Here is a 19,566-nt window from a genome sequence, read left to right on the forward strand (position 1 = left end):
CGTCCCGGACGCGCAGGCCGGTCCACGGATCCCCCGTCGGGCGTCCTGCACCACGACGGTCACCGCAGGGGGAAAATAGGATGTATGCCAAGTCCTTCAAGGAAGAGCCCTGTCCGTCTGATAGCGGAATGGACGCATTGTGTCCTGGTGCGGCTGGAAGGTGACCTGGATGCCGCCGGGGACGTGGAGCTGCTGGATCTGGCGGTGCAGTCGGCGGAGCGCTCCGGCAAGCGGGTCGTTGTGGATTTGTCCGGTGTGGCATACCTGGGTTCCGAGGCGTTCAACACCCTGCTGATGCCGCTGCAGCGGGGCCATGCTCTGCCCTGGCTGGTCGGCCCGCTGCCCCAGCAGGTGGAGCACTTGCTGACGGTGACGGGCACGCGGGAACACTTCCGGGTATTCCCCACGCTGCCGCAGGCGGCCGAGGCCGCACGCGACAGCACCCCGGACCGGCCACCGGAACACTGAGCCGCGAGCCCCGGTACCGACATCGGCCGGTACCGGGCACGGACCCCTTCCCCGCCAGGTGAGCAGTCTGGCATGACGGGCCGCACGCCTGCCCCGGAACGACCGCGAGCGCTGCTTGGCAGAGAGGGCGAAAGCCCGGCACGGGCCGAAGCTGACGGTTCGTTCCGGGCGGCCGTTGTGTCGCGGGCTGATCACGGAGTCGATGCTGTGGCGTGACGGGCCACAACCCCCACCCACGCGTCGGTGTTGTGGCGGGCATGAGCCAGCAGCCGCGCCAACGTGACGAATACACCTCCGGCGTGCGCGCCGAACTCCTCGGCGCCTACTGGCAGGACAGCCGCCCCTCGTGCACCGGCCACTGCCAGTGGTGCGCCGAGATGCAGGAAGCCGACGCCAATGCCGCGCGCGCAGGCGGCGCCCGCGAACCCGAGACCGCCTGGCCAGCCGCCGTAAGTGGCCCCACGGGCACGAGCGGCGATGCCACCGGATCATGTGCACCGTCTGCGGACCCCCGGCACGAATGACCCTTCACCGCATGCCGTAAGGAGCAGTATCAGGATCCGGTGCGCAGGACGGTCGACACCGTCGCGGCGATGATCGAGAGAGCGGCGGAGACGATCAGCACTGCCCTCGCCACGGCCGCCCACCGGCCTGTATTGGAGCCGGGAGTCGTGCTGGCTGCAGTCTGCCCGCGCGCGGGACACTGGAACTCCTCCCTCACCGGACAGACCCCAGCGCAACTGCGCTGCCGTACTCCACACATCGCGCAGACGGCCTGCGCCAGCACGGCACCCCGTCCACCCGAACCTGGACCGTCGCGGAAAACTCCCATACCTGTGCAACGACCCACCGCCGCCCAACGATTGGCCGCTCACCCATTCGCCCCACCACCCCCGACAGCCGCCCCCTCCTACACAGCGCACGCGGCAACCCTCCCGTTCAGCCGGCCCCCACCCGTTCGGACACGCCTTGGCAGGGACGAGGCCATAGGACTCAGAGGAGCCGTTCACGCCCCGCGTGGTGCCCCGCACCCGCGGCCCCAGTGAAAGTGCGGGACACCGTCGCCGGCAGGCAGCCAGACGGCGCGCGGCCCGGCCGCGCTCACACGACCAGGTCCCTACGTGGGTTTCCGCCGAGCGTCCCGCCGAAAGCGTCGACTGTCATCCGCACACCGTCGGTGAACCCCTGCCAGGCCGCGGTACGCCCACCAGCCGCCGGTCCGCGGCCTGGCGCATCAGCGGCAGAAGGTTCAAGCAGGTGGAGTCGGCGAACGTGACCGCGCTCAGTTCCAGGACCAGGACAGGCACGGCGGCCGCCGTGCCCTGCAGACACAGGCGCTGATCCGCCAGCGACTCAAGATCGGGATCACCTCGGACCTCCACCACCCACGCCCCACCGCACGCGTACGGCACCCGGGCCGGGAACCGTCGTTGTACTCCACGGTGTCATCCGCTGCGCCTTCCGCGCAGCGGAGGCGAGACGTCTACCTGAAAGGGCCCACCCCTCATGAGTGCCGCACTCTCCGATGATCTTCAGAAGATCATCGATGACACTCCCGTCTTCGCGACGGTGACCACGATCCAGCCCGACGGCAGCCCGCAGTTGTCTGTGACCTGGCTCATGCGGGACGGCGACGACCTGCTGATCTCTACCACCGTGGGCCGCAGGAAGGAACTGAACCTGCGCCGCGACCCGCGGATCACCGTGATGATCAACCCGGCAAACGCGCCGTACACCTTACGCCGAGGTACGCGGTACGGCCACGCTCGACAGCGAGGGCGCCTCGGAGCTGATCAACGAGCTCTCGCGCAAGTACACGGGCAGGGATTACGCGGACTTCAACCCAGCATCCGTCGACGACGGCGACCGCGTCGTTGTCCGGGTCACTCCGCGCAAGGTTGTCGGCTCGCTCTAGGCACTGCGTCAGCACCCCGTGAGGTGGACAGGACGCTGACCCCTTCGAAGCGCAGGGATACCGCCTCACTGGGCCTCACAGCAGGTCTGATACGCCAAGGGCCCTCAGCGCCACAGCTTGATTCGCCCTGGTCTCCAGGAGCGCCCAGACACGTTTGTCCCTCGACCCCACCGGCAAGGGTCAAGCCCGCTGGACCGTGTACTGGAAGACCGCACCGAACGCCTTCGACATGATCTTCGACGGACGCCTCTCCGCAGCCCGTCAGTAACTCCAACAACCCGAGTTACACCGTTCGTTTGACCCCCAACCGGGCGCCCCTGCGGGAGTGGGCACTGCGGGACCGCGAAGCCACCACATCGGAGGCGTAACTGCGCAGGAGGGAAGGGATCGAAGTCGTATGCCGGGACGCCTCGGCCACCTACGCCGAGGCGACCAACCGGGCTCTGCCCAACGCCGAGCAGGTCAGCGACGCTGGCGTCCATGGTGGACCCTGTACGACATAGACACCATTTCAGTTGGCGATCCTGCGGTGGCGTATGAGGGTCGAGGCGATGGCGGTGAACGCAAGGAAGTGTTCCGGCTTGCGCACGTAGCGGCGATGGAGGCGTCGGCAGCCAGACAGCCAGGACACAGTTCGCTCCACGACCCAGCGGTGCCGGCCGAGTCGTTGGGATGACTCGATGCCCCTTCGGGCAAGGCGGTGCCGGATACCTCGGGAGGCCAGCCAGTGCCGCAGGTGGCGGTAGTCGTAGCCCTTGTCACCGCGCAGTTTTCCGGGCCGTCGGCGTCGGGGACCGCGACGCGAGCGGATGGGCGGGATGCCGCGAACCAACGGGATGAGGGCCTGGCTGTCGTGGAGGTTCGCGGCAGAAATGCCGATGGACAGCGGCAGGCCACTGCGGTCAACGATGAGGTAGATTTTCGATCCGCTCTTGCCGCGGTCGGTCGGATTCGGTCCCGTCAACAGCCCCCTTTGAGGGCCCGGACGCTGACGGAGTCGATCGCGCACCGCGACCAGTCCAGCCCACCCCGAGCACCGAGTTCGTCCAGGACCAAGCGGTGGAGCTTGGCCCACACCCGAGCCCTGCTCCACACAGTGAACCGGCGAAAGGCAGTAACACCCGACAGCCCGAAGCCCGGTGGCAACTGGTTCCAGGTGCATCCCGAGGTGGCCACGAAAATGATCGCAGCCAGCACCTCACGGTCCCCTCTACAGCGGTGCCCTCCGCCTTGCGGGCGTTCCGGAGCCAGCGGGACCACTCGCTGGAATAACTCCCACAGATCGTCCGGCGCCAACCGTTCGACGAGCGCAGCAGTCATCACCCCAGACTGCCGCAAGATCACGCCAACTGAAATAGCGTCTAAGACGGTGTCCTACGTGGTGAGGCGGACGTAGAATCCGGTATGGGGCGGGGTACTTGGAGTTGGATCGTTCCGGATGGGTTGTGGGAGATCGCGGAGCCGCTGATCCCACCTTCGAGGGTGCGTCCGCAGGGTGGCGGGACGCCGGACACGCCTGATGAGACGCTGTTTGCGGCCATCATCTATGTGTTGGTCAGTGGTTGCGCCTGCGGGCCTTGCCGCCGTGCTTCGGTATATCGAAGTCCACCGCGCACCGCCGGTTCCTGATCTGGTCCAGAGCCGGTGTCTGGGGCCGGCTGCACCAGGCCGTGCTGCACCGGCTCGACGACGCCGGCCTCGTCGACGTCACCCGCGTTGTCCTCGACACTGCCCACGTCCGGGCGAAAAAAGGGGGCGAACACATAGGTCCGAGCCCCGTGGACCGGCGCAAGCCGGGTATCAAGATGCACGTCCTGTCGGACGCGAACGGGCTGCCCCTCGTCGTCGGGATCTCGGCCGGCAACGTCCACGACAGCGAGGGCCTGAAGCCCATGATCACGGGTCACCAAACGCAACACGACCCCTACCGCGGCCGGTACTTCAAGGCACAGCGGCTGCATGCGGACACGGCGTACGACATACCCCACCTGCGCAGATGGCTGTGGGGAAAACACATCGGCGTGCGCATCGCCCGGAAAGGAATCGAGTCCAGCGAACGATTAGGACGCCGCCGCTGGGTCATCGAGCGCACCCTGTCCTGGCTGTCCGGCTACCACCGCCTCAGCCCCCGCTACGAGCGCAACCCCCGCAACTACCTGGCATTCCTCGGACTCGCCGCCACCCTGTGCTGCTACAAACGACTCGTCCGCCTCACCACGTAGGACACCGTCTAAGCGTCCCGAGCGTGACCGATGTTCTGGACAGGTCCTCGATGAGACGTGTGCCGCTGCCCTTGGTACCTCAGTTCTCCAAGTGGCCCTGGCGGACCGAGCAACAGTCGCTGGATCTGCTGACGGCGGCCTCATGCGGAGGCCCCGCCGACGCAAAACCGGGTGAGCGCGCCCCGATCGCCGGCTGCGTCCGCGCCGCCCATCCCGCCCTCCCTCAATCCTCAACTCCAGCCAGGGCATGGTCGAAGGGGTCGGACACCGACCGTCCGGTGTCGGCCTGCAGGACGAATGATGGCCCGCATGCGAGCCGACTTCGCCCTTCATCCGGGCCGTGCAACGGCGGCAGTGCTGCCCGCCGATGAAACTAACCAGCGCTCTACAACCGACACCGCCCCGCTGCCTCTTCTCCATGTCTCGGCGGCACTCCGTCGTTCAGATCAGCGGCATGGTCCAGTCCAGGGTTGAGGCGGCCCGGGGCAGATCGGCTGTCAGTCGAGGAGGAACCCGCGGAGCACCCCACCAGGCATCCTCGATGAACGCGGCCTCCGCACACGGAGCATGGAACCCCCACGGACCCCAGGCAACGGCCACCTCGGGCACCGTGCGGCTCTCGATCACCCGCAGACGCGAATTCCTCCCACATCAGACGGCTGACCGATCACCCCACCTCAAACATTGTTAACAGTATTGTCGGCAAAGTCATTGACTTTCGCGCAGCATACGCAAAAGTATGGGCTTGCCGTCACGACGTGGTGTCCGGCCCTTGCGGGTGGAAAACAGACATCAGCGGCTTCGTTGTGCCGTCTTCCTCTTCCATCCCTACAAGGAGCACCGGGTGAGTGCAGCACACAGACGAGCCTTACCTGACACCGCCGAATCTCGGCTCGGGCCGGAAGCAAAGAGGCAGCAAGCTACGGCGTTAGCCTCCCAGTAGCAGACAGAGGACCACCGGAAGGGGCACGCACGGCTTCCGGCTGGCCGGAGGGCGAGCATGCCGACCGGTCATGCACAGGCTTCGACCACGCCTGACGTGCTAGTTGGCCCGTGGCTCCGCTCACTCCCCCACGCGCGAACCTTCTTCGCCACCACTGCTAATCCCGCTCCCCAGCCCTGACTGCAACTAGGGCGTTTCAAGGCCCCCTGCGCGCCCTCCACCTCGCATGCCGTTCCGGGGCGCCTACTGCACAGACATGCCCCGGCGCCCTGGAGCGACCAACACCGTCACCACCGCGACCCGAACCCAAGCAGGCATCGCCACGGCGCCCGCTTTCGGCAATCACCAGAGCAGCAGTTCTTGTCCGGTCCACGCGCACCTATGACCTCAAAGTCGGACTTCTGTCCGCTTTAACACCCGAGGAGCGAAAAGCATGAGAAAGATGGCGTATCGATCACTGATGGGGGCCTACGTCGCTATGGTGACTTCGGTAGCCACCGGTTGCGGCACCACGCCTAGCGACTCATCGGCGTCCGCCGGCTCCGAGAACGCCAGCGAGAAGCTCTCGATCACGGCCGTGTACGGATTGTCCAGCGACCCGTTCTGGACGACGCTGGGCTGCGGAGCGAAGAACGAGGCGGCCCGGCTCGGCGTGGCTTACAAGGAGTACACCTCCGCGAACAGCGAAGCCTCCTCGTACGCACAGAAGTTCTCTTTGGCTCGACAGTCGAAGCCCGACGGCATGATCGTCAACCCGAGCGACCCGAACCAGTTCACGAACCAGTACGAGACGCTCATGAGCGATGGGGTTCCGGTCGTGACGATCAACTCCGCTGCCCCCGCCACACAGTACAAAGTCGTGGGCACCGACACCGAGGACCTGGACTTCCTGTCCGATCTGGCCGAGCTCGTTCCGAGCGGTTCAGGTTCGATGGCGATCGTTAACGGTGTCGCCGGACTCGAACCAGTCGACTCACGCCTGGACCCGGTTGTCAGCGCCATCAAAGAAGCGAACCCGAATCTCAGGACCCTGGCACCTAAGTACACCGGTTACGACGTCGCGAAGGCCACTTCCGCAGTTTCCTCACTGCTGGCCGACCATACGGACCTCAAGGTGATCGTTGCCGCCGATGGTCCCGATGGGACAGCCACCGCAGCCGCCGTCCAGCAGGCGGGCAAATCCGGAAGGGTGACGGTGATCGCCCTGGATGCAACGCCGACCGAGGTGCTGGCGCTCAACGCGGGCACCATCACCGCGCTGGTGGCGCAATCCCCGGTGCAGATCGGTGAACAGCAGGTCAAAGCTGTAGTGAACTACCTACGCAAGGGCAGGGGCGGCGCCGTACCTGCGTCCTCCGACAAAATCGGCGTCACGCAAAAGGTACTGACTGCGGACAACATCGACGAATCAGCCGACTGGGTCTACAAGAGTGGTTGCTGATGGATTCGCGCCGTGGGCTGAACCGGTTGCACCAAACGCGGTCGGTATCTGCGGCCGGGACTGTGTGCCACTCCCTGGGTGAGTAGTAGCACCAGTGAAACCCCGCCGCCGAAGTGAGCGAATCAACCCTGCGCTGGCACCGGTGTGTTGGTTGCTCGAATACATGGGCCCCTTGCGGCACCCACAACCGAATCACACGCGAAGTGAGTCTGGAATGCGTCGTATCCCCCTATCCGTGGTCGCTTCCACGATGGTCCTTTCGCTCGCCGGCTGCGCCCTTCTGGGCAAGTCCGAGGAAGGTCCGAAGACTAGACCGACACAAGTCAACGAGATGACGATCGGTCTGCTGCTGCCCGAGAAGAGCAGTACGCGCCACGATCAGTTCGACTACCCGATCATCAAGAAGACGGTCGCATCTCTCACCAAGGACCAGGGACGAACGGACTATCAGAATGCGGACCAGGACCCGGACGTGCAGGCCGCCCAGATGCAGAAGATGATCACTGAGAAAGTGGACGTCATCCTGCTGGACGCAGTCGACTCACACACGATCGCTCCAATGGTCAGAAAGGCGAAAGCTGCCGACATTCCGGTGATCGCCTACGACCGTCTAGCCGAGGGACCGGTCGATCTGTACGTCTCTTTCGACAACGAACTCGCCGGCGAGGTGCAGGGCCGCTCCCTGATAGACGCAATGGGCCGGGACACGGGCACTGCTGCCAACGTCGTGATGGTGAACGGCTCACTCACCGACCCGAGCGGCCAGCAGGTCAAGAAGGGTGCACTGTCGGAGATCTCCAACCAGGCGAAGATCGTGAAGTCCTATGACACAGCGGGCTGGAACCCGGACATCGCGCAAACCGAAATGGCCGAGGCCATCAACGCGATCGGCAAGGACAACATTGATGGCGTTTACTCTGCCAACGACGCCATGGTGGCAGGCATTATCAGGAGTTTCGAGGCCGCGGGCGTCACCAAACTACCGCCCATTACCGGTCAGGACGCCGAGCTCTCGGCAGTGCAGCGCATCATCACCGGTGAGCAGCTCATGACGGTCTATAAACCATATCCGGATGAGGCCAAGGTTGCCGCAACAGCAGCTGTTCTGAAGGTTCAGGGCGAGAATATTCAGTTCGACGCGCTGGCTACCGACAAGGTCGACAGTCCCACCGATAAGGCCATCCCGACGCACTTGGTGCGCGTGGATCCCCTGACTCGCGCAAACATCATGGACACTGTTGTCGCCGACAAAATTTACACTCTGGAAGAAATCTGTACCGCAGAGTACAAGTCTGCGTGCGCCAAGATCGGCCTGACGTAAAGGCATCGCAGGATTCTTATCGGCTACCCGATGTATGGTTTTCTGCCCGCCCTCGACATGGGATTCCCTCTTCCGTGTAGTCTTCAAAAGTACTTGAGTTGCCCCGGCTGGTTCAGCGGGTCCACGACTGACGGCATGGTCACTCGAAGTTGGTGCCCAAGATGTCGTTTCCATTCCTGCATGACGGTATCCGGGAGGAAGCGTCGCCACGCCGACGACGGAAAGGAGGTGTTCCTGGTTCCGTTCCCAACAGGAGTGCAGGCACCGGTCTCCTCCACTGGCCAGGACATGGCTCGCGTGGCCACCCAGCAGTGTGGCCGCGCGGAAAGGTCCGACGGATGGCTCTGCGACCGTGTGATGCGGTGGCGGAAACCTCGTTCTCGAAGCACTACTTTGTCGGCGCAGAGCTCGGCAGCCGACGGCGGTGGGGACCTCGGCGGGAGCTGATTCGCGGGATCCTACACACCAGCGAGTGCAGGCCCAGGCTGGCGTGTATGTGGGCATCGGTGCTGCCCGAGGACAGTCTCTTCCCGTCCGCAGCGAGGTGGCTCTGCGGCTGGGCCTGAGAAGGCGGTCGGATTCGGCCCAGTCAGCGGACCGTCTACTACCTCCCTGACGCTGACGGCGCCATTGCGCACTGCGCCCCGTCCAGCTCGACCACGTCCGCCGCATTCATCCAGGACAACACGATGCAGCGTGAGCCCGGACCGGTTCTCGGCTCCGCTGGGTGATGAAGGCCGGTAGACCGTGGGCCGGGCCGTCCGAGGGCCGCTGATGGTTGCCGCCGAGTGCGGCCGGGGGTGGCTGCGGACATGATCGCAGAGAGTGTCTTCCGGCCGCCCGCAGGGCTGATCCGGACGGCGACCGAGCGCGCAGAACAGGAGACGAGGCGACCCCCGGGGTGGGGCCGCCTCGAAGCTTCGGACTCTGGCTCGTAAGCCTGTCTGTGGGGATCAGCCAGGCAACTGCACGAACTCTACGAAGGCCGGCTGAGCAACGTGTGTCTCCGTCAGCTCGGTCAAGGTGCCGTCCAGGCTGTCGACGGCGTACGAACGCACGAGGTCCGCCGGCCTGTCCGCGACGAGGAGGAACGTGCCGGTGGGGTCGAAGGCGAAGCTGCGGGCCGCCAGCCCCGGGTGGACCGACTCCGCCAGTGATACGTGTCCGGCCCGCGTGAGTCCACCATCGGAGTCGACCCGGAACCAGACAAGGGTGTCCTCCCCCCGGTTGTTGACATACACGAAGTTGCCAGCCGGATGCACTCTGACCTCAGCGGGCTCGTTGAGGCCGGCATATGTGAGCGGCACCGTGGACGTCTGGGCAAGCAGACGCAGTTGGCCCGAGGACGGGTCGAAGGCGTACGAGGCGATCTCGGAGGAGAACTCGTAGGTGACATAGGCCCGGTCACCGGCCGGTCCGAAGGCGATGTGCCGGGGTCCGGTCTCGGGCGACAGCTGGTACGCATGGGTAGGTTCGAGCCCGTCACCCAGGGTGTAGACGAGGATGCGGTCGTTTCCCTTGTCTCCTACGAGCACGTAGCGGCCAGAAGGGTCGATGACAGCGCAGTGCGCGTGTGCGCTGGCCTGACCGTGGCCGCCTGCTTGGGGTGAGAGGTTCGGGTCTGTCCCGTGGCCTTCCATGACTTGGACGTCGCGCAGAGCGGCGAGCCGGCCGTCGGTCCCGAGCGCGTACAGCAGCACGGTCGAGTCGTCGTAGAGGTACTGCGTGTGCCAGGTTCCGTCGCCGGCCTGCACGACGTGTTCGACGTGGTCGAAGTCGCCGTGGTTCGCGGTGACGAGCACGCCGCTTCGCTCATCGAGTGACAGGAAGGTGGGGCGGGGGCCGGGTGCGGTGAGCCAGTTGAGAGCGCTGAGGCTACCGTCGTGCTCGGACACCGACAGGGCGTGGACGGCGGCGGGGGGTTCAACGGGTCCGCGGCCGTCGGTCTTTCGTTCGTCGACGGCGTACAGCGTCCGTGTGGAGGGGGCGTAGGCCAGATATCCGGCTTCCCGCGGTTCGGCGATGCGGTGGATCGGGGTGAGTTTGCGGCCGTCGGAGGCGACATCAAGGGCGGTGATGCCGCCCGCGGCCGGGTCGCTGTCGCTTCCGTAGGTGCCGATGTAGGCGACGAGACGGCCGCTTCGCTCCTTGTTCGGGGGCGGAGTGGTCATGAGGCGATCAGCCTCCGGAGCATCTCCTGGTGTCGGCGGACCTGGTCCACCTCGTCCATCAGGTCTTCGCGGCCACGGTCCTGGAAGTAACGCTGGCCTTCGTACTCGGAGTTGATGTAACCGTCGAAGCCGCCGGCCTTCAGGGCGCCGATGGCGGCGTCGTAGTCGATGGCGATGTCCTGGTACTGGCCGGGAGCCCCGGCTACTTCGGACATGTTGTTGAACTTGCCGTGGACGTGCGTGACGTGCGGTGCGATCTCACGGAGGGTGTCGGCGGAGGTGCGGGACAGCATGAGTGCTTCCGCGACGGTGCGGTAGTCCGCGTCCTGGGGGTTCTCGACACGGTCCTTGGCGTACTGCTTGACGCCGTCGAACACCTCCAGGAGCTCTGGAGCACACTGTCCGGCGGTCAGGTAGCGGTTGAAGTCGGAGCGCAGGTTGCCGGCGGTGTGGCGGGAGATGGCCGCCAGGTCGAAGGGCGGTTGTCCTCGGCGGATGTCCAGGGCGAGTGCCACGGATGCCGCGGAGGCCGCGGGCTGTGCGCCGCGTCGCTCCAGCCAGGCGAGCAGGACTTCCGACGGCCTGAACTGGAAGATACCCAGGTCGGGAACGATGCCGAGATGCTTGGTCCCGGTGCGGTCCACGACATCGAGGATGTCGCCGACTTCGCGGCCTTCCAGGGTCATGGGCTGGTGGATTTCCTTGCCGAGACGGATGTCGAGCGACTCGGCCACGGGCAGTGCAGAGGTGAGGACCTCGATGGGTACGACCGACAGGACCCGCACGTTGCTGAACCCGAGGGACTTCGCGAGACGGATGTCCTGGCGGAGGCGGTCGGCGCATTCCTCGATGCTCATGACGTGGTCGCGAAATTGCAGGACGTCCATGCCGACGTCCATGGCGACGGGCTTGGTGCCGTGCGTCTGCATCCATTCGAACCACTGGCGGCGGAAGTCGTCGCCCGGCTCGGGGTAGCGCAGGGACATTTCATCGATCAGTTCGATGCCGTCGGCACCGCCGAGGTTCTGGCCGACCTCGCGGATCTGGTCTTCGAGGGTGAGTTCCTTGAAGAACTGGGACTGCTGGTAGCTGTAGAGGGACACGCCGCGGTGGATGGCCATCAGTTCGCCTCCGGTTCGGTGAGGGTGAGGGTGTAGGCGATGATGTCGGGGGCCTTGTCGGACCCCGCTCCGGAGCCTGGTGTGGGCGGGTTCTTCACCCATGCCTCGTCGGTGGGCAGGTAGCCGTAGGCGGCCAGGACGGACTGCTGGAAGCGGACGGTGTGCTCGCCTGCTGCCAGGCCGCCCGGAACGGCGATGTGGAGGATCCCCTCGTCGTCGTAGTTCCAGTGCTCGTGCACGGCGGTGCGGATGTCGTCGAAGGTGCGGGGCGGCTTGCCGTTGATTTCGAAGCTCTGTGCGGTGGTGGGGTATTCGGTGCCGTCGACTTCGACGTAGTAGCCGTTGTGCAGCGAGAGGTAGCAGCCGCGGTAGTTGGCGTGGCGGACGGCGAGGGTGAAGCCGACGGTGTGGCCGTCACGGGTTTCGTTGTGCAGGCTGTCGGGGCGGATCAGGAAGTTTTCGAACATGTCTGTCACCAGGTGTGATCGCGGGGTGGCCGGAGCCGGACCGGCCGGGTCGTGGAGGGCCGGTCCGGGGCGTTGCGGCGCTGCTCGGGTCCTAGCGCGCTTGCTCGGAGCGCTGGTGAAGCGATCCGTTCGCGTGCTCGCGGGCGATGTACTCGCAGGCACGTGCCGTGAGAGCCATGATCGTCAGGGTCGGTCCCACTCCGCCGTTCGACACGTAGGCACTGGCGTCCGTGACGAAGAGATTGGGGACGTCCCACGCCTGGTTGAACTCGTTGAGGATGGACTTGGCCGGGTCGCTGCCCATCCGGGCACCGCCGCACTCGTGGATGGCCGCGCCCATCGCCAGGCTTCGCTTGATCCCGATGCGGAAGATTGCCCGGCTGAGCGGGTCGGCGTCGGGCCAGATCTTCTTCGAGTCCAGGCCGAGTGCCGAGGCGGCGAAGTTGACGCGGTAGCCGCTGGCTTCGGCCATCTCGCGCAGTCCGCGGACCTGGGCACGCATCAGGGCGCGCTCGTTGTCGGTGATCGAGAGGTGGATGCGTGGGATGGGTATGCCCCATGCGTCGGTGCGCCGCGAGTGCACCGTGATGCGGTTGTCGTAGTAGGGCAGCATCTCGCCGAATCCCATCAGGCCTACGACGCCGCCGGCGCCGTCCGGGACGGGCATGCGGCCGATCGTTCCCTGGACCGCCCAGCCGCGGGCGAAGTCACTCCTGGTGGTGCTGTCGAGGTTCTCGAAGCGGGGAATGTACACGCCGCCGATGGGCGGGTAGTACGGGTCGGGCGGCGCCTGGTCCGTCGACTCGGACCCCGGGTGGTTGGGATCGTCGCCGAACAGCAGGCTGGGGGTCTGGTCCATGAAGTAGTGGCCGAGCAGACCGGAGGAGTTGGCCAGTCCGTCCGGGTGGGCGTCGCCTGCCGAGTTGAGCAGCAGCCGGACCGACTCGATCGCTGAGGCGCAGGTCACCACGACATCCGCGTACACGCGGGACTGGGCCTTCGTGTTCCGGTCGATGAAGATCGCGCCGTCGGCGAGACCCGTCTTGGAGTTGACCGTGATCTTCTGCACGATCGCGTCGGTGCGAGTGGTGAGACGTCCTGTCTTGCGTGCCGCGAGGATGCCGAGTGGGACGCGGTGCAGGTTGGGTGCCGCGTACCGCCACGGTGCGACGTGGCGGTTCGACCAGCGGTTTTCGACCGTGGCCTTGAACTTCTTCTCTGCCTCGGTCAGCAGCGACGGCCCGCGGTACTTGCCGTCCGGGAGATTGGGCAGTCCTTCGCTGGTGCCGTAGATGCCGAGGAACTCTTCGACGCGGTCGTAGTAGGGGGCCAGGTCCGCGTAGGAGATGGGCCAGTCCTCGCCGTGTCCGTCGTGCGACGCGGCCTTGAACTCGTGGTCGGAGGAGCGCAGCAGTACGCGTCCGTAGGAGTGGAGGCGTCCGCCGAGCTGGCGGCCTCGGATCCACAGGAATTCGCCGTCGGAGGAGTACGGGTGCTGCCAGTCGTTGACGAGGAACGGACTGGTCTGTTCCTTGAACATGGCACGTCGGGCCTGGACGTACTGGCCCTTGAGGCCGGAGCGCATGCGGCCGCCGAGGCTGATGCTCATCGCCTGGGGCCGGGTCTCGGGCGGCGGAGTGAAGTCAGCTTCGCTGATGTCGCGGCCGGCTTCCAGGAGCAGGACCTCAAGACCCCGCTCGGTCAGTTCCTTGACTGCGATGCTGCCTGCGGCGCCGGAACCGATGACCAGGGCGTCGTAGCGCTTGTCTAGAGATGTCATGGTCAGCACCCGTCCTGTGAACGGGCCGGGCGGGCGGTTCCGTCACCGGTCGGTGTCTGGTTCTGCTCTTCGGTCAGGGGCCGCCTGTTCGAGTGCGGGTTGTGCCTGTTGTTGGCGATCGTGGCGCTGCGGGGGGCTCGCTGTGTTTTCACAGTCCTTCAGCTCTTCTCTGCTTGAGGCCGGGGTCCGCCGCTTGTTGGAGCGGCTCCGGTTGGTTCCGGGGATGACGGCGGGGTGGGTGCCGTGGGACCGCGAACCTCGCGCAGGCCGAGCCGTTGGCTTCGCTCCCAGGCGCTGAAGACCAGGCCCTGGAGGGCGTGCGGTGCGCCCGTATTGAGATGGGAAGCCGTCAGTGGCGGCGTGCGGTCATAGGCATGGTCCGAGTGCCGCATGGTTGCTGCCTGTCCCTTTCCGCTCACTGTCCGGCTCCCGTCCGACGTACTGGATCCTGTTCAGGCTTCGAGGGGCTGGGCCTCCTGGCCGCGGGTGTGTCGGAACAGCAGGGCCCACAGGACCGCTGCCAGTGCGGCCGTGGCGATCGGCAGGGCCCAGACGGCGTTCCAGTCACTGGGGGCCGGGTTGCTCTGTGCACCGACGGTGGCGTTGTAGATCTCGCCGGCGACGAACGAGCCGATGAAGGCGCCGACGCCGGACACCACGAGGATGAGCATGCCCTGGGCCTGGGCGGCGAGTTGGACGGGTGCGACTTGGCCGATGTACAGGGCGGCGAGGACGAGGAAGAAGTCGTTGCAGATGCCCTGCAGCACGATGGCGGTGACGGCGAGCCAGTCGCCGCTGCCTGCTGCTTCGATGAAGAGGAAGAACCGGACCGCCCACATGCACATGCCGAGGAAGAGGGCCCACTTCATCCCGACGCGCTTGAGCACCAGGGGGATGGTCACGATGAACACGACTTCGGAGGCCTGTCCCAGCGCGAGGACTCCGGCGACGTTTCCGATGCCGAGCGCGCTCAGGTAGGTGGCGGCGTAGGTGTTGTAGACACCGAGCGAGACGGCGGTGAGGACGGCGCAGCCCATCAGTACGGCGAAGTTGCGGTGCCGCAGCAGGCGGAAGGCTTTGGCTCCCACGAGGTCACCCAGGGAGAAGCGCGCGCCTCTGGCGGGCGGTGGTGTGGCAGGCAGGGTGAAGGCGTACAGGCCCAGAGCGAAACTCGCGATGGCGGTCACGTAGAAGAGACCGACCGATGCCGACAGGCCGAGCCATCCCACACCGAATCCGGCCACCACCCAGCCCACCGTGCCGAAGACCCTGATGTAAGGGAAGTGGCGCTTGTTCGCGCCGAGGTGGCGGAACGCGATGGCGTTGGCCAGGCCGAGCGTGGGCTGGAAGAACAGCATGTATACGAAGATCAGTGTGAGGGTCAGGGTGCCGTTGCCGGCGCGCACGACGGCCGGCAGCGTCAGCATGACCGCTCCGCCCGCCAGGTGGGCGATGCCAAGGCCCTTGTGCGAGGAGAGGAAACGGTCGCCGAGAGCGCCCAGGAGCATCGGGGCGACGATGGCCGCCACAGCCGCGAGGGTGTAGGCGGTGCCGATGATGGACGCCAGGTTGTTCGTCGCGAGGACGAGTCCGAACGTGGCGAACCAGGAGCCGAAGACGATGAACTCAAGCAGCATCATCACGATGAGCTGAACGAACGTCTTGTTGTTTCCGGTCTGAGCTGCGTCCTGATCAGCGGTGGACGGAGCGGCTACCTGCGATGCTTCATCAAAGCTCGTCGGTTGACTCATCGTTGAGATCCTTTGAACCGTTCGAGTTCTGAACGCTTTTTTGCACGCGAGAACCAGCGACAGGCTGTTTCTCGGGTGGTTCACGCGATTCAGTACCAGCGAGGGTGTTCTCGCGCTGCAAGGGCCCGCTGCCCCGCGCGCCGAGCGCTTTTCCGCTACTGCACCGGAGGTGAGGGACCAGGAAGTGTGTGCCCTGGTTCACCGGACGGTGGCGGCTCACGCTTACCGATATACGTCCCATGCGGCGCGCGGCGATCTTTGTAGGCTGCCGCGCCCTCATTCCTGGTTATCGTATAATTTCAGCAGTGTTTGTCAACGATTTCGCGCCGAACTGTTTGACTTCTGAACAGTTGCCCGACTCCTCGCCCATCCGGGCAGGGTACTGAGGCCCTGGCCCGTCTCGGCCAGGACGAGGGCGGCGCCACCGAGCAGGGTCGCGTCGTCACCCAGGCGTGCCGCGGTGAAGCGGAGGGAGGGGGAGACGGCCCGGAGGCTGTGCACCTCGACCGAGGACTGGATGCTGTCGAAAAGCAGGGGCCCTGCCTCGCTGAGAACGCCGCCGACAGCGATCACGCTGGGAGCCATGAGCTTGGCGGTGTTGGCGAAGGCACGCCCCAGGTGGCGCCCCGCCTCGTACAGCACGCGCCGGCAGGCCGGATCGCCCTTGCGTGCGCCCGCGACGACCTCCCGCAGGTTTTTGCGGGAACTGCCCGAGGCGTCGAGCGCTGCGAGGATGGAGCGTTCCGACACGAATGTCGTGAGGCATCCGCGGCTGCCGCAGAAGCAGACCGGCCCGCTCGTCTCCAGCACCATGTGGCCGATCTCGCCGGCCAGGCCGTCAGCGCCGCGGTAGATCCGGCCGTCGATGACAAGTCCTCCCCCCACTCCCCCGGCGCACATGACGTAGAGGAAGTCAGCCGAGCCCTGGCCTGCTCCCCAGGTCCATTCGGCCAGTGCTGCAAGGTTCGCGTCGTTCTCCGCCACGACGGGGACGCCAAGTGCGTCCGTGAGTGATGCGGCGACCGGAACGTCCGTCCAGGAGGGCAGCTGCAGGCGCGCCCACGAGGAGATGATGCCCGTGTCCCGGGAGATGGGCGCCTGCATGCCTACGGCGATGCCCGCGAGATCCTGCATCTGCAGGCTCGCCTGCCCGGCCAGGGATCGCACCAGGTCCGTGACGAGGCCGGGGTCACCCCCCTGCGCTCCGTCACCCAGCGGCACGTAGGCGTCGGTGCGGGTACGGCTGCCCAAGTCGAACAGGGCCGCACGCACGGCGCCGACATTCACCTGGACCGAGATGACGGCGGCGCTGGTTGAGACGAGAGCGACCAGAGTCTCCCGGCCGTTGACCGGGTACACCTCGGCCACGCCCTCGGCGCGCAGCTTCTTGACGATGCTGTTGACCGTCGCGCGTGACAGATCGGTGCGGCGCGCGAGGGCAGCCTGCGAGGAGGGGCCGCCCAGGCGCAGGGCTTCGAGGACGCGCTGAACGTTTCCCCGGCGGACGCCGGACGTCGGTTTGCTCACGTTGCCGTGCGGGGTGCTGTGGTCATCCTGGCCCTGGCTCACAGGATGACCATACGGCTCGCCGCTCACGGCATGCAGAGCGCGGCCGTCGGCAGGTGAAGCGCGGGCGCGAGGGTGTCACTGATTACTGAAGGCCGCGTCGAAAGCGGCCTGCGGCAGCGGCCACAGGGCCGAGCGGATCTTCCCGACGGCTTCCGCAGCACCGTGCAGCCGGTCCATACCCGCATCCTCCCACTCCACGGAGATGGGGCCGTCGTAGCCAATGGAGGCCAGGGCGCGGAAGGCGTCTTCCCAGGCGATGTCGCCGTGACCGACGGAGACGAAATCCCAGCGTCGCCGCGGGTCGCCCCAGGGCAGGTGGGATCCGAGGATTCCGGCCCGCCCGGAGGCCGGCCTCAGACGGGTGTCCTTGCAGTCGACGTGATAGATGCGATCGGCGAAATCGGTGATGAAACCGACCGGGTCAATGCCCTGCCACAGCATGTGCGAGGGGTCCCAGTTGAAACCGAAGGCCGCGCGCCGGCCGATGGCATCGAGGGCGCGCTCGCTCGTCCAGTAGTCGTAGGCGATCTCCGACGGGTGGACCTCGTGCGCGAACCGCACGCCTTCGTCGTCAAACACATCGAGGATCGGGTTCCAGCGACGCGCGAAATCCTCGTACCCGTCGTCGATCACCGACTGCGGTACAGGCGGGAACATGGCCACGTACTTCCAGATCTTCGATCCAGTGAAGCCCACGACCGTGTCGGCGCCCAGCCCGCGGGCGACACGGGCTGCCCGCTTCATGTCCTCGGCCGCTCGGCGGCGGACACCCTCGGCCTCTCCGTCGCCCCAGATCTCTGGCCGCAGAATCGACTGATGCCGGAAGTCGATCGGGTCATCGCACACGGCCTGCCCACCGAGGTGGTGAGAGATCGCCCAGACCTTCAGGCCGTACCGGTCCAGAATCTCCAGGCGGCCGGAGAGATAACTGGGATCCGCCTCGGCCCGAGCCAGGTCGAGATGGTCACCCGAAGCGGCGATCTCCAGTCCCTCGTACCCCCACTGACTGGCCAGCCGGGCCACCTCCTCGAACGGCAGGTCCGCCCACTGGCCAGTGAAGAGAGTCACCGGCTGGCGGGCCGGTTGCGGGCTCTGTGTCATGTGTGACCTCCTTGGTACTCGCCGCGACTTTAGCTTAATCTAAGCAAAAGTCCAGGGCCGCAACCCCTGCGACATGCCCCTTTTCAACCGATATCCGCAATAGCCCTGCGGGGCAGAGAGCGAGGCGCGCCATGCACCGTCTCCGAGTTGCCGTCGTTGGCACAGGATTCATGGGAGCCGTCCACGCACGTTCCGCAGTCGCGGCGGGCGGCGAGCTCGTGGGCGTCGTGGGATCGACTCCCGGCAAGGGCCAGCAGGCCGCGGCCCGGTGGGGGGCGAGCCACGGCTTCGACTCGGTTCAGGATGCACTGCGGTTCGGGGTGGACGTCGTTCACGTGTGCACGCCCAACGCCACGCATGCGGAGTTCTGCCGCGCCGCACTCAACGCCGGCGTGCCGGTCGTGTGCGAGAAGCCGCTGGCGACCGACGTCACGACGGCACAGGAACTCACCGCGCTGGCGGCCGAGCGCGGCCTGGCCACCGCCGTGCCGTTCGTGTACCGCTACTACGCGTCGGTGCGTGAGGCACGCGCACGCATCACGCGCCCCGGACACCGCCCGCCCTGGCTCATCCACGGTAGCTACCTGCAGGACTGGCTCGCCGACGCGCAGGCCACGAACTGGCGCGTCGACCCGGCGGCCGGCGGCGCCACACGCGCCTTCGGGGATATTGGAGTCCACTGGTGCGACCTTGCCGAGTTCGTCACCGGACAGCGCATCACCAGAGTGAACGCGACGTTCGCACGCGCGGTCGGCGCCCGGCCGACGGCGGGCGGTGCTCCACAGACCGTCGAGACCGAGGACGGCGCGGTGGTGATGCTCGAAACCGACACCGGCGCTGTCGGCTCGGTCGTGGTCAGCCAGGCATCGGCCGGCTACAAGAACTCACTGACGTTCTCTTTCGACGGCCCGGACGCCAGTTACGGCTTCCGCCAGGAAACCCCTGAATCCCTTTGGATCGGCGGCCGGGAGGGCCACCAGGTGCTCGTCCGGGACCCGTCCCGCCCCTCGGCCCCCGTCGGCCGGTCGGCCACGCTTCCTGCCGGACACCCGCAGGGCTACTACGAGTGCTTCGCCGATTTCGTCGCCGACGCTTACGCCGCTATCGGCGGCGAACGGGTCGCCGGACTACCGACGTTCACCGATGGCCTGCGCGCCGCGCGGATCACGCAGGCGGTCGTGGAATCGGCCCGCGACGGCGGCTGGGTCGACGTCGAGGCAGCCTGAGCGCGCCCCGCTTGACACACGGCCACGCCTGCACAACAGACGCCGCCAGCTACAGCACACACTCACCGTG

At 66.4% G+C, this 19,566-nt stretch carries 15 protein-coding genes and 2 pseudogenes; 8 read left to right on the forward strand and 9 right to left on the reverse strand.

The window, feature by feature from the left end:
- Nucleotides 1-147: 147 nt before the first annotated feature.
- The gene (locus J8N05_RS45970; RefSeq protein WP_210893926.1) at nucleotides 148-468 is read left to right on the forward strand and encodes an STAS domain-containing protein; all 321 of its coding nucleotides are present in this window, start codon (nucleotides 148-150) and stop codon (nucleotides 466-468) included.
- 257 nt (nucleotides 469-725) lie between these two features.
- Nucleotides 726-992, forward strand: a complete 267-nt coding sequence (locus J8N05_RS45975; protein ID WP_210893928.1) for a hypothetical protein — start codon at nucleotides 726-728, stop codon at nucleotides 990-992.
- 636 nt (nucleotides 993-1,628) lie between these two features.
- Here J8N05_RS45975 and J8N05_RS45980 read toward each other — a convergent pair.
- Nucleotides 1,629-1,853, reverse strand: coding sequence for an STAS domain-containing protein (locus J8N05_RS45980; protein ID WP_210893930.1), 225 nt, complete (start codon nucleotides 1,851-1,853; stop codon nucleotides 1,629-1,631).
- Nucleotides 1,854-1,974: 121 nt separating this feature from the next.
- Between J8N05_RS45980 and J8N05_RS45985 the strand changes: the two are divergent.
- Together J8N05_RS45985 and J8N05_RS48275 are read left to right on the forward strand one after the other, a co-directional pair.
- A pseudogene (locus J8N05_RS45985) lies at nucleotides 1,975-2,383 on the forward strand (PPOX class F420-dependent oxidoreductase).
- A 332-nt stretch (nucleotides 2,384-2,715) separates the two neighbouring features.
- Nucleotides 2,716-2,853, forward strand: a pseudogene (locus tag J8N05_RS48275) (transposase); the annotation flags it as partial.
- A 41-nt stretch (nucleotides 2,854-2,894) separates the two neighbouring features.
- Here J8N05_RS48275 and J8N05_RS45995 read toward each other — a convergent pair.
- Nucleotides 2,895-3,703 (reverse strand): IS5 family transposase gene (locus J8N05_RS45995; protein WP_210893932.1). Its coding sequence is split into 2 segments (ribosomal slippage): nucleotides 2,895-3,353 and nucleotides 3,356-3,703, totalling 807 coding nucleotides; the frame shifts between segments, so codons are not numbered across the junction.
- A gap of 84 nt (nucleotides 3,704-3,787) precedes the next feature.
- Here J8N05_RS45995 and J8N05_RS46000 point away from each other — a divergent pair.
- The 3 genes from J8N05_RS46000 (at nucleotide 3,788) to J8N05_RS46010 (ending at nucleotide 8,310) form a co-directional block, all read left to right on the forward strand.
- Nucleotides 3,788-4,605, forward strand: a protein-coding gene (locus tag J8N05_RS46000; RefSeq protein WP_210893934.1) for an IS5 family transposase whose coding sequence is annotated in 2 segments (ribosomal slippage) — nucleotides 3,788-3,953 and nucleotides 3,953-4,605 — 819 coding nt in all. Because the reading frame shifts where the segments join, the coding sequence is not laid out codon by codon here.
- Between the two features lie 1,376 nt (nucleotides 4,606-5,981).
- Nucleotides 5,982-6,989, forward strand: coding sequence for a sugar ABC transporter substrate-binding protein (locus J8N05_RS46005; RefSeq protein ID WP_210893935.1), 1,008 nt, complete (start codon nucleotides 5,982-5,984; stop codon nucleotides 6,987-6,989).
- A 214-nt stretch (nucleotides 6,990-7,203) separates the two neighbouring features.
- Nucleotides 7,204-8,310: a substrate-binding domain-containing protein gene (locus J8N05_RS46010; protein ID WP_210893937.1), complete on the forward strand. Its 1,107-nt coding sequence runs from the start codon at nucleotides 7,204-7,206 to the stop codon at nucleotides 8,308-8,310.
- Nucleotides 8,311-9,263: 953 nt separating this feature from the next.
- On the opposite strand, the gene J8N05_RS46015 is transcribed toward J8N05_RS46010, so the two are convergent.
- The 7 genes from J8N05_RS46015 to J8N05_RS46045 all read right to left on the reverse strand — a co-directional run bounded on the left by J8N05_RS46015 (nucleotide 9,264) and on the right by J8N05_RS46045 (nucleotide 18,270).
- Nucleotides 9,264-10,481, reverse strand: coding sequence for a lactonase family protein (locus tag J8N05_RS46015; RefSeq protein ID WP_210893939.1), 1,218 nt, complete (start codon nucleotides 10,479-10,481; stop codon nucleotides 9,264-9,266).
- The gene (locus tag J8N05_RS46020; protein ID WP_210893941.1) at nucleotides 10,478-11,602 is read right to left on the reverse strand and encodes a sugar phosphate isomerase/epimerase family protein; all 1,125 of its coding nucleotides are present in this window, start codon (nucleotides 11,600-11,602) and stop codon (nucleotides 10,478-10,480) included. Before J8N05_RS46020 ends, J8N05_RS46015 begins: the two co-directional genes overlap by 4 nt.
- A complete protein-coding gene (locus J8N05_RS46025) occupies nucleotides 11,602-12,069 on the reverse strand; it encodes a C-glycoside deglycosidase beta subunit domain-containing protein (protein ID WP_210893943.1) in 468 nt (155 codons plus the stop codon). The genes J8N05_RS46020 and J8N05_RS46025 overlap by 1 nt, the downstream gene beginning before the upstream one ends.
- Before the next feature lie 91 nt (nucleotides 12,070-12,160).
- On the reverse strand, nucleotides 12,161-13,849 hold the full coding sequence (locus tag J8N05_RS46030; protein WP_210893945.1) for a GMC oxidoreductase: 1,689 nt from the start codon (nucleotides 13,847-13,849) through the stop codon (nucleotides 12,161-12,163).
- A gap of 452 nt (nucleotides 13,850-14,301) precedes the next feature.
- Nucleotides 14,302-15,600, reverse strand: a complete 1,299-nt coding sequence (locus J8N05_RS46035; RefSeq protein ID WP_282108207.1) for an MFS transporter — start codon at nucleotides 15,598-15,600, stop codon at nucleotides 14,302-14,304.
- Between the two features lie 312 nt (nucleotides 15,601-15,912).
- Nucleotides 15,913-17,169 (reverse strand): ROK family transcriptional regulator, encoded by a 1,257-nt coding sequence (locus J8N05_RS46040; protein ID WP_210893949.1) that lies wholly within the window; start codon nucleotides 17,167-17,169, stop codon nucleotides 15,913-15,915.
- A gap of 75 nt (nucleotides 17,170-17,244) precedes the next feature.
- The gene (locus tag J8N05_RS46045) at nucleotides 17,245-18,270 is read right to left on the reverse strand and encodes a sugar phosphate isomerase/epimerase family protein (protein WP_210893950.1); all 1,026 of its coding nucleotides are present in this window, start codon (nucleotides 18,268-18,270) and stop codon (nucleotides 17,245-17,247) included.
- Between the two features lie 131 nt (nucleotides 18,271-18,401).
- Here J8N05_RS46045 and J8N05_RS46050 point away from each other — a divergent pair, with 131 nt between their 5' ends.
- Nucleotides 18,402-19,496, forward strand: coding sequence for a Gfo/Idh/MocA family protein (locus tag J8N05_RS46050; RefSeq protein ID WP_210893952.1), 1,095 nt, complete (start codon nucleotides 18,402-18,404; stop codon nucleotides 19,494-19,496).
- Nucleotides 19,497-19,566 lie beyond the last annotated feature (70 nt).

Origin of the sequence: Streptomyces liliiviolaceus, assembly GCF_018070025.1 — a bacterium.
Taxonomy (GTDB): Bacteria; Actinomycetota; Actinomycetes; order Streptomycetales; family Streptomycetaceae; genus Streptomyces; species Streptomyces liliiviolaceus.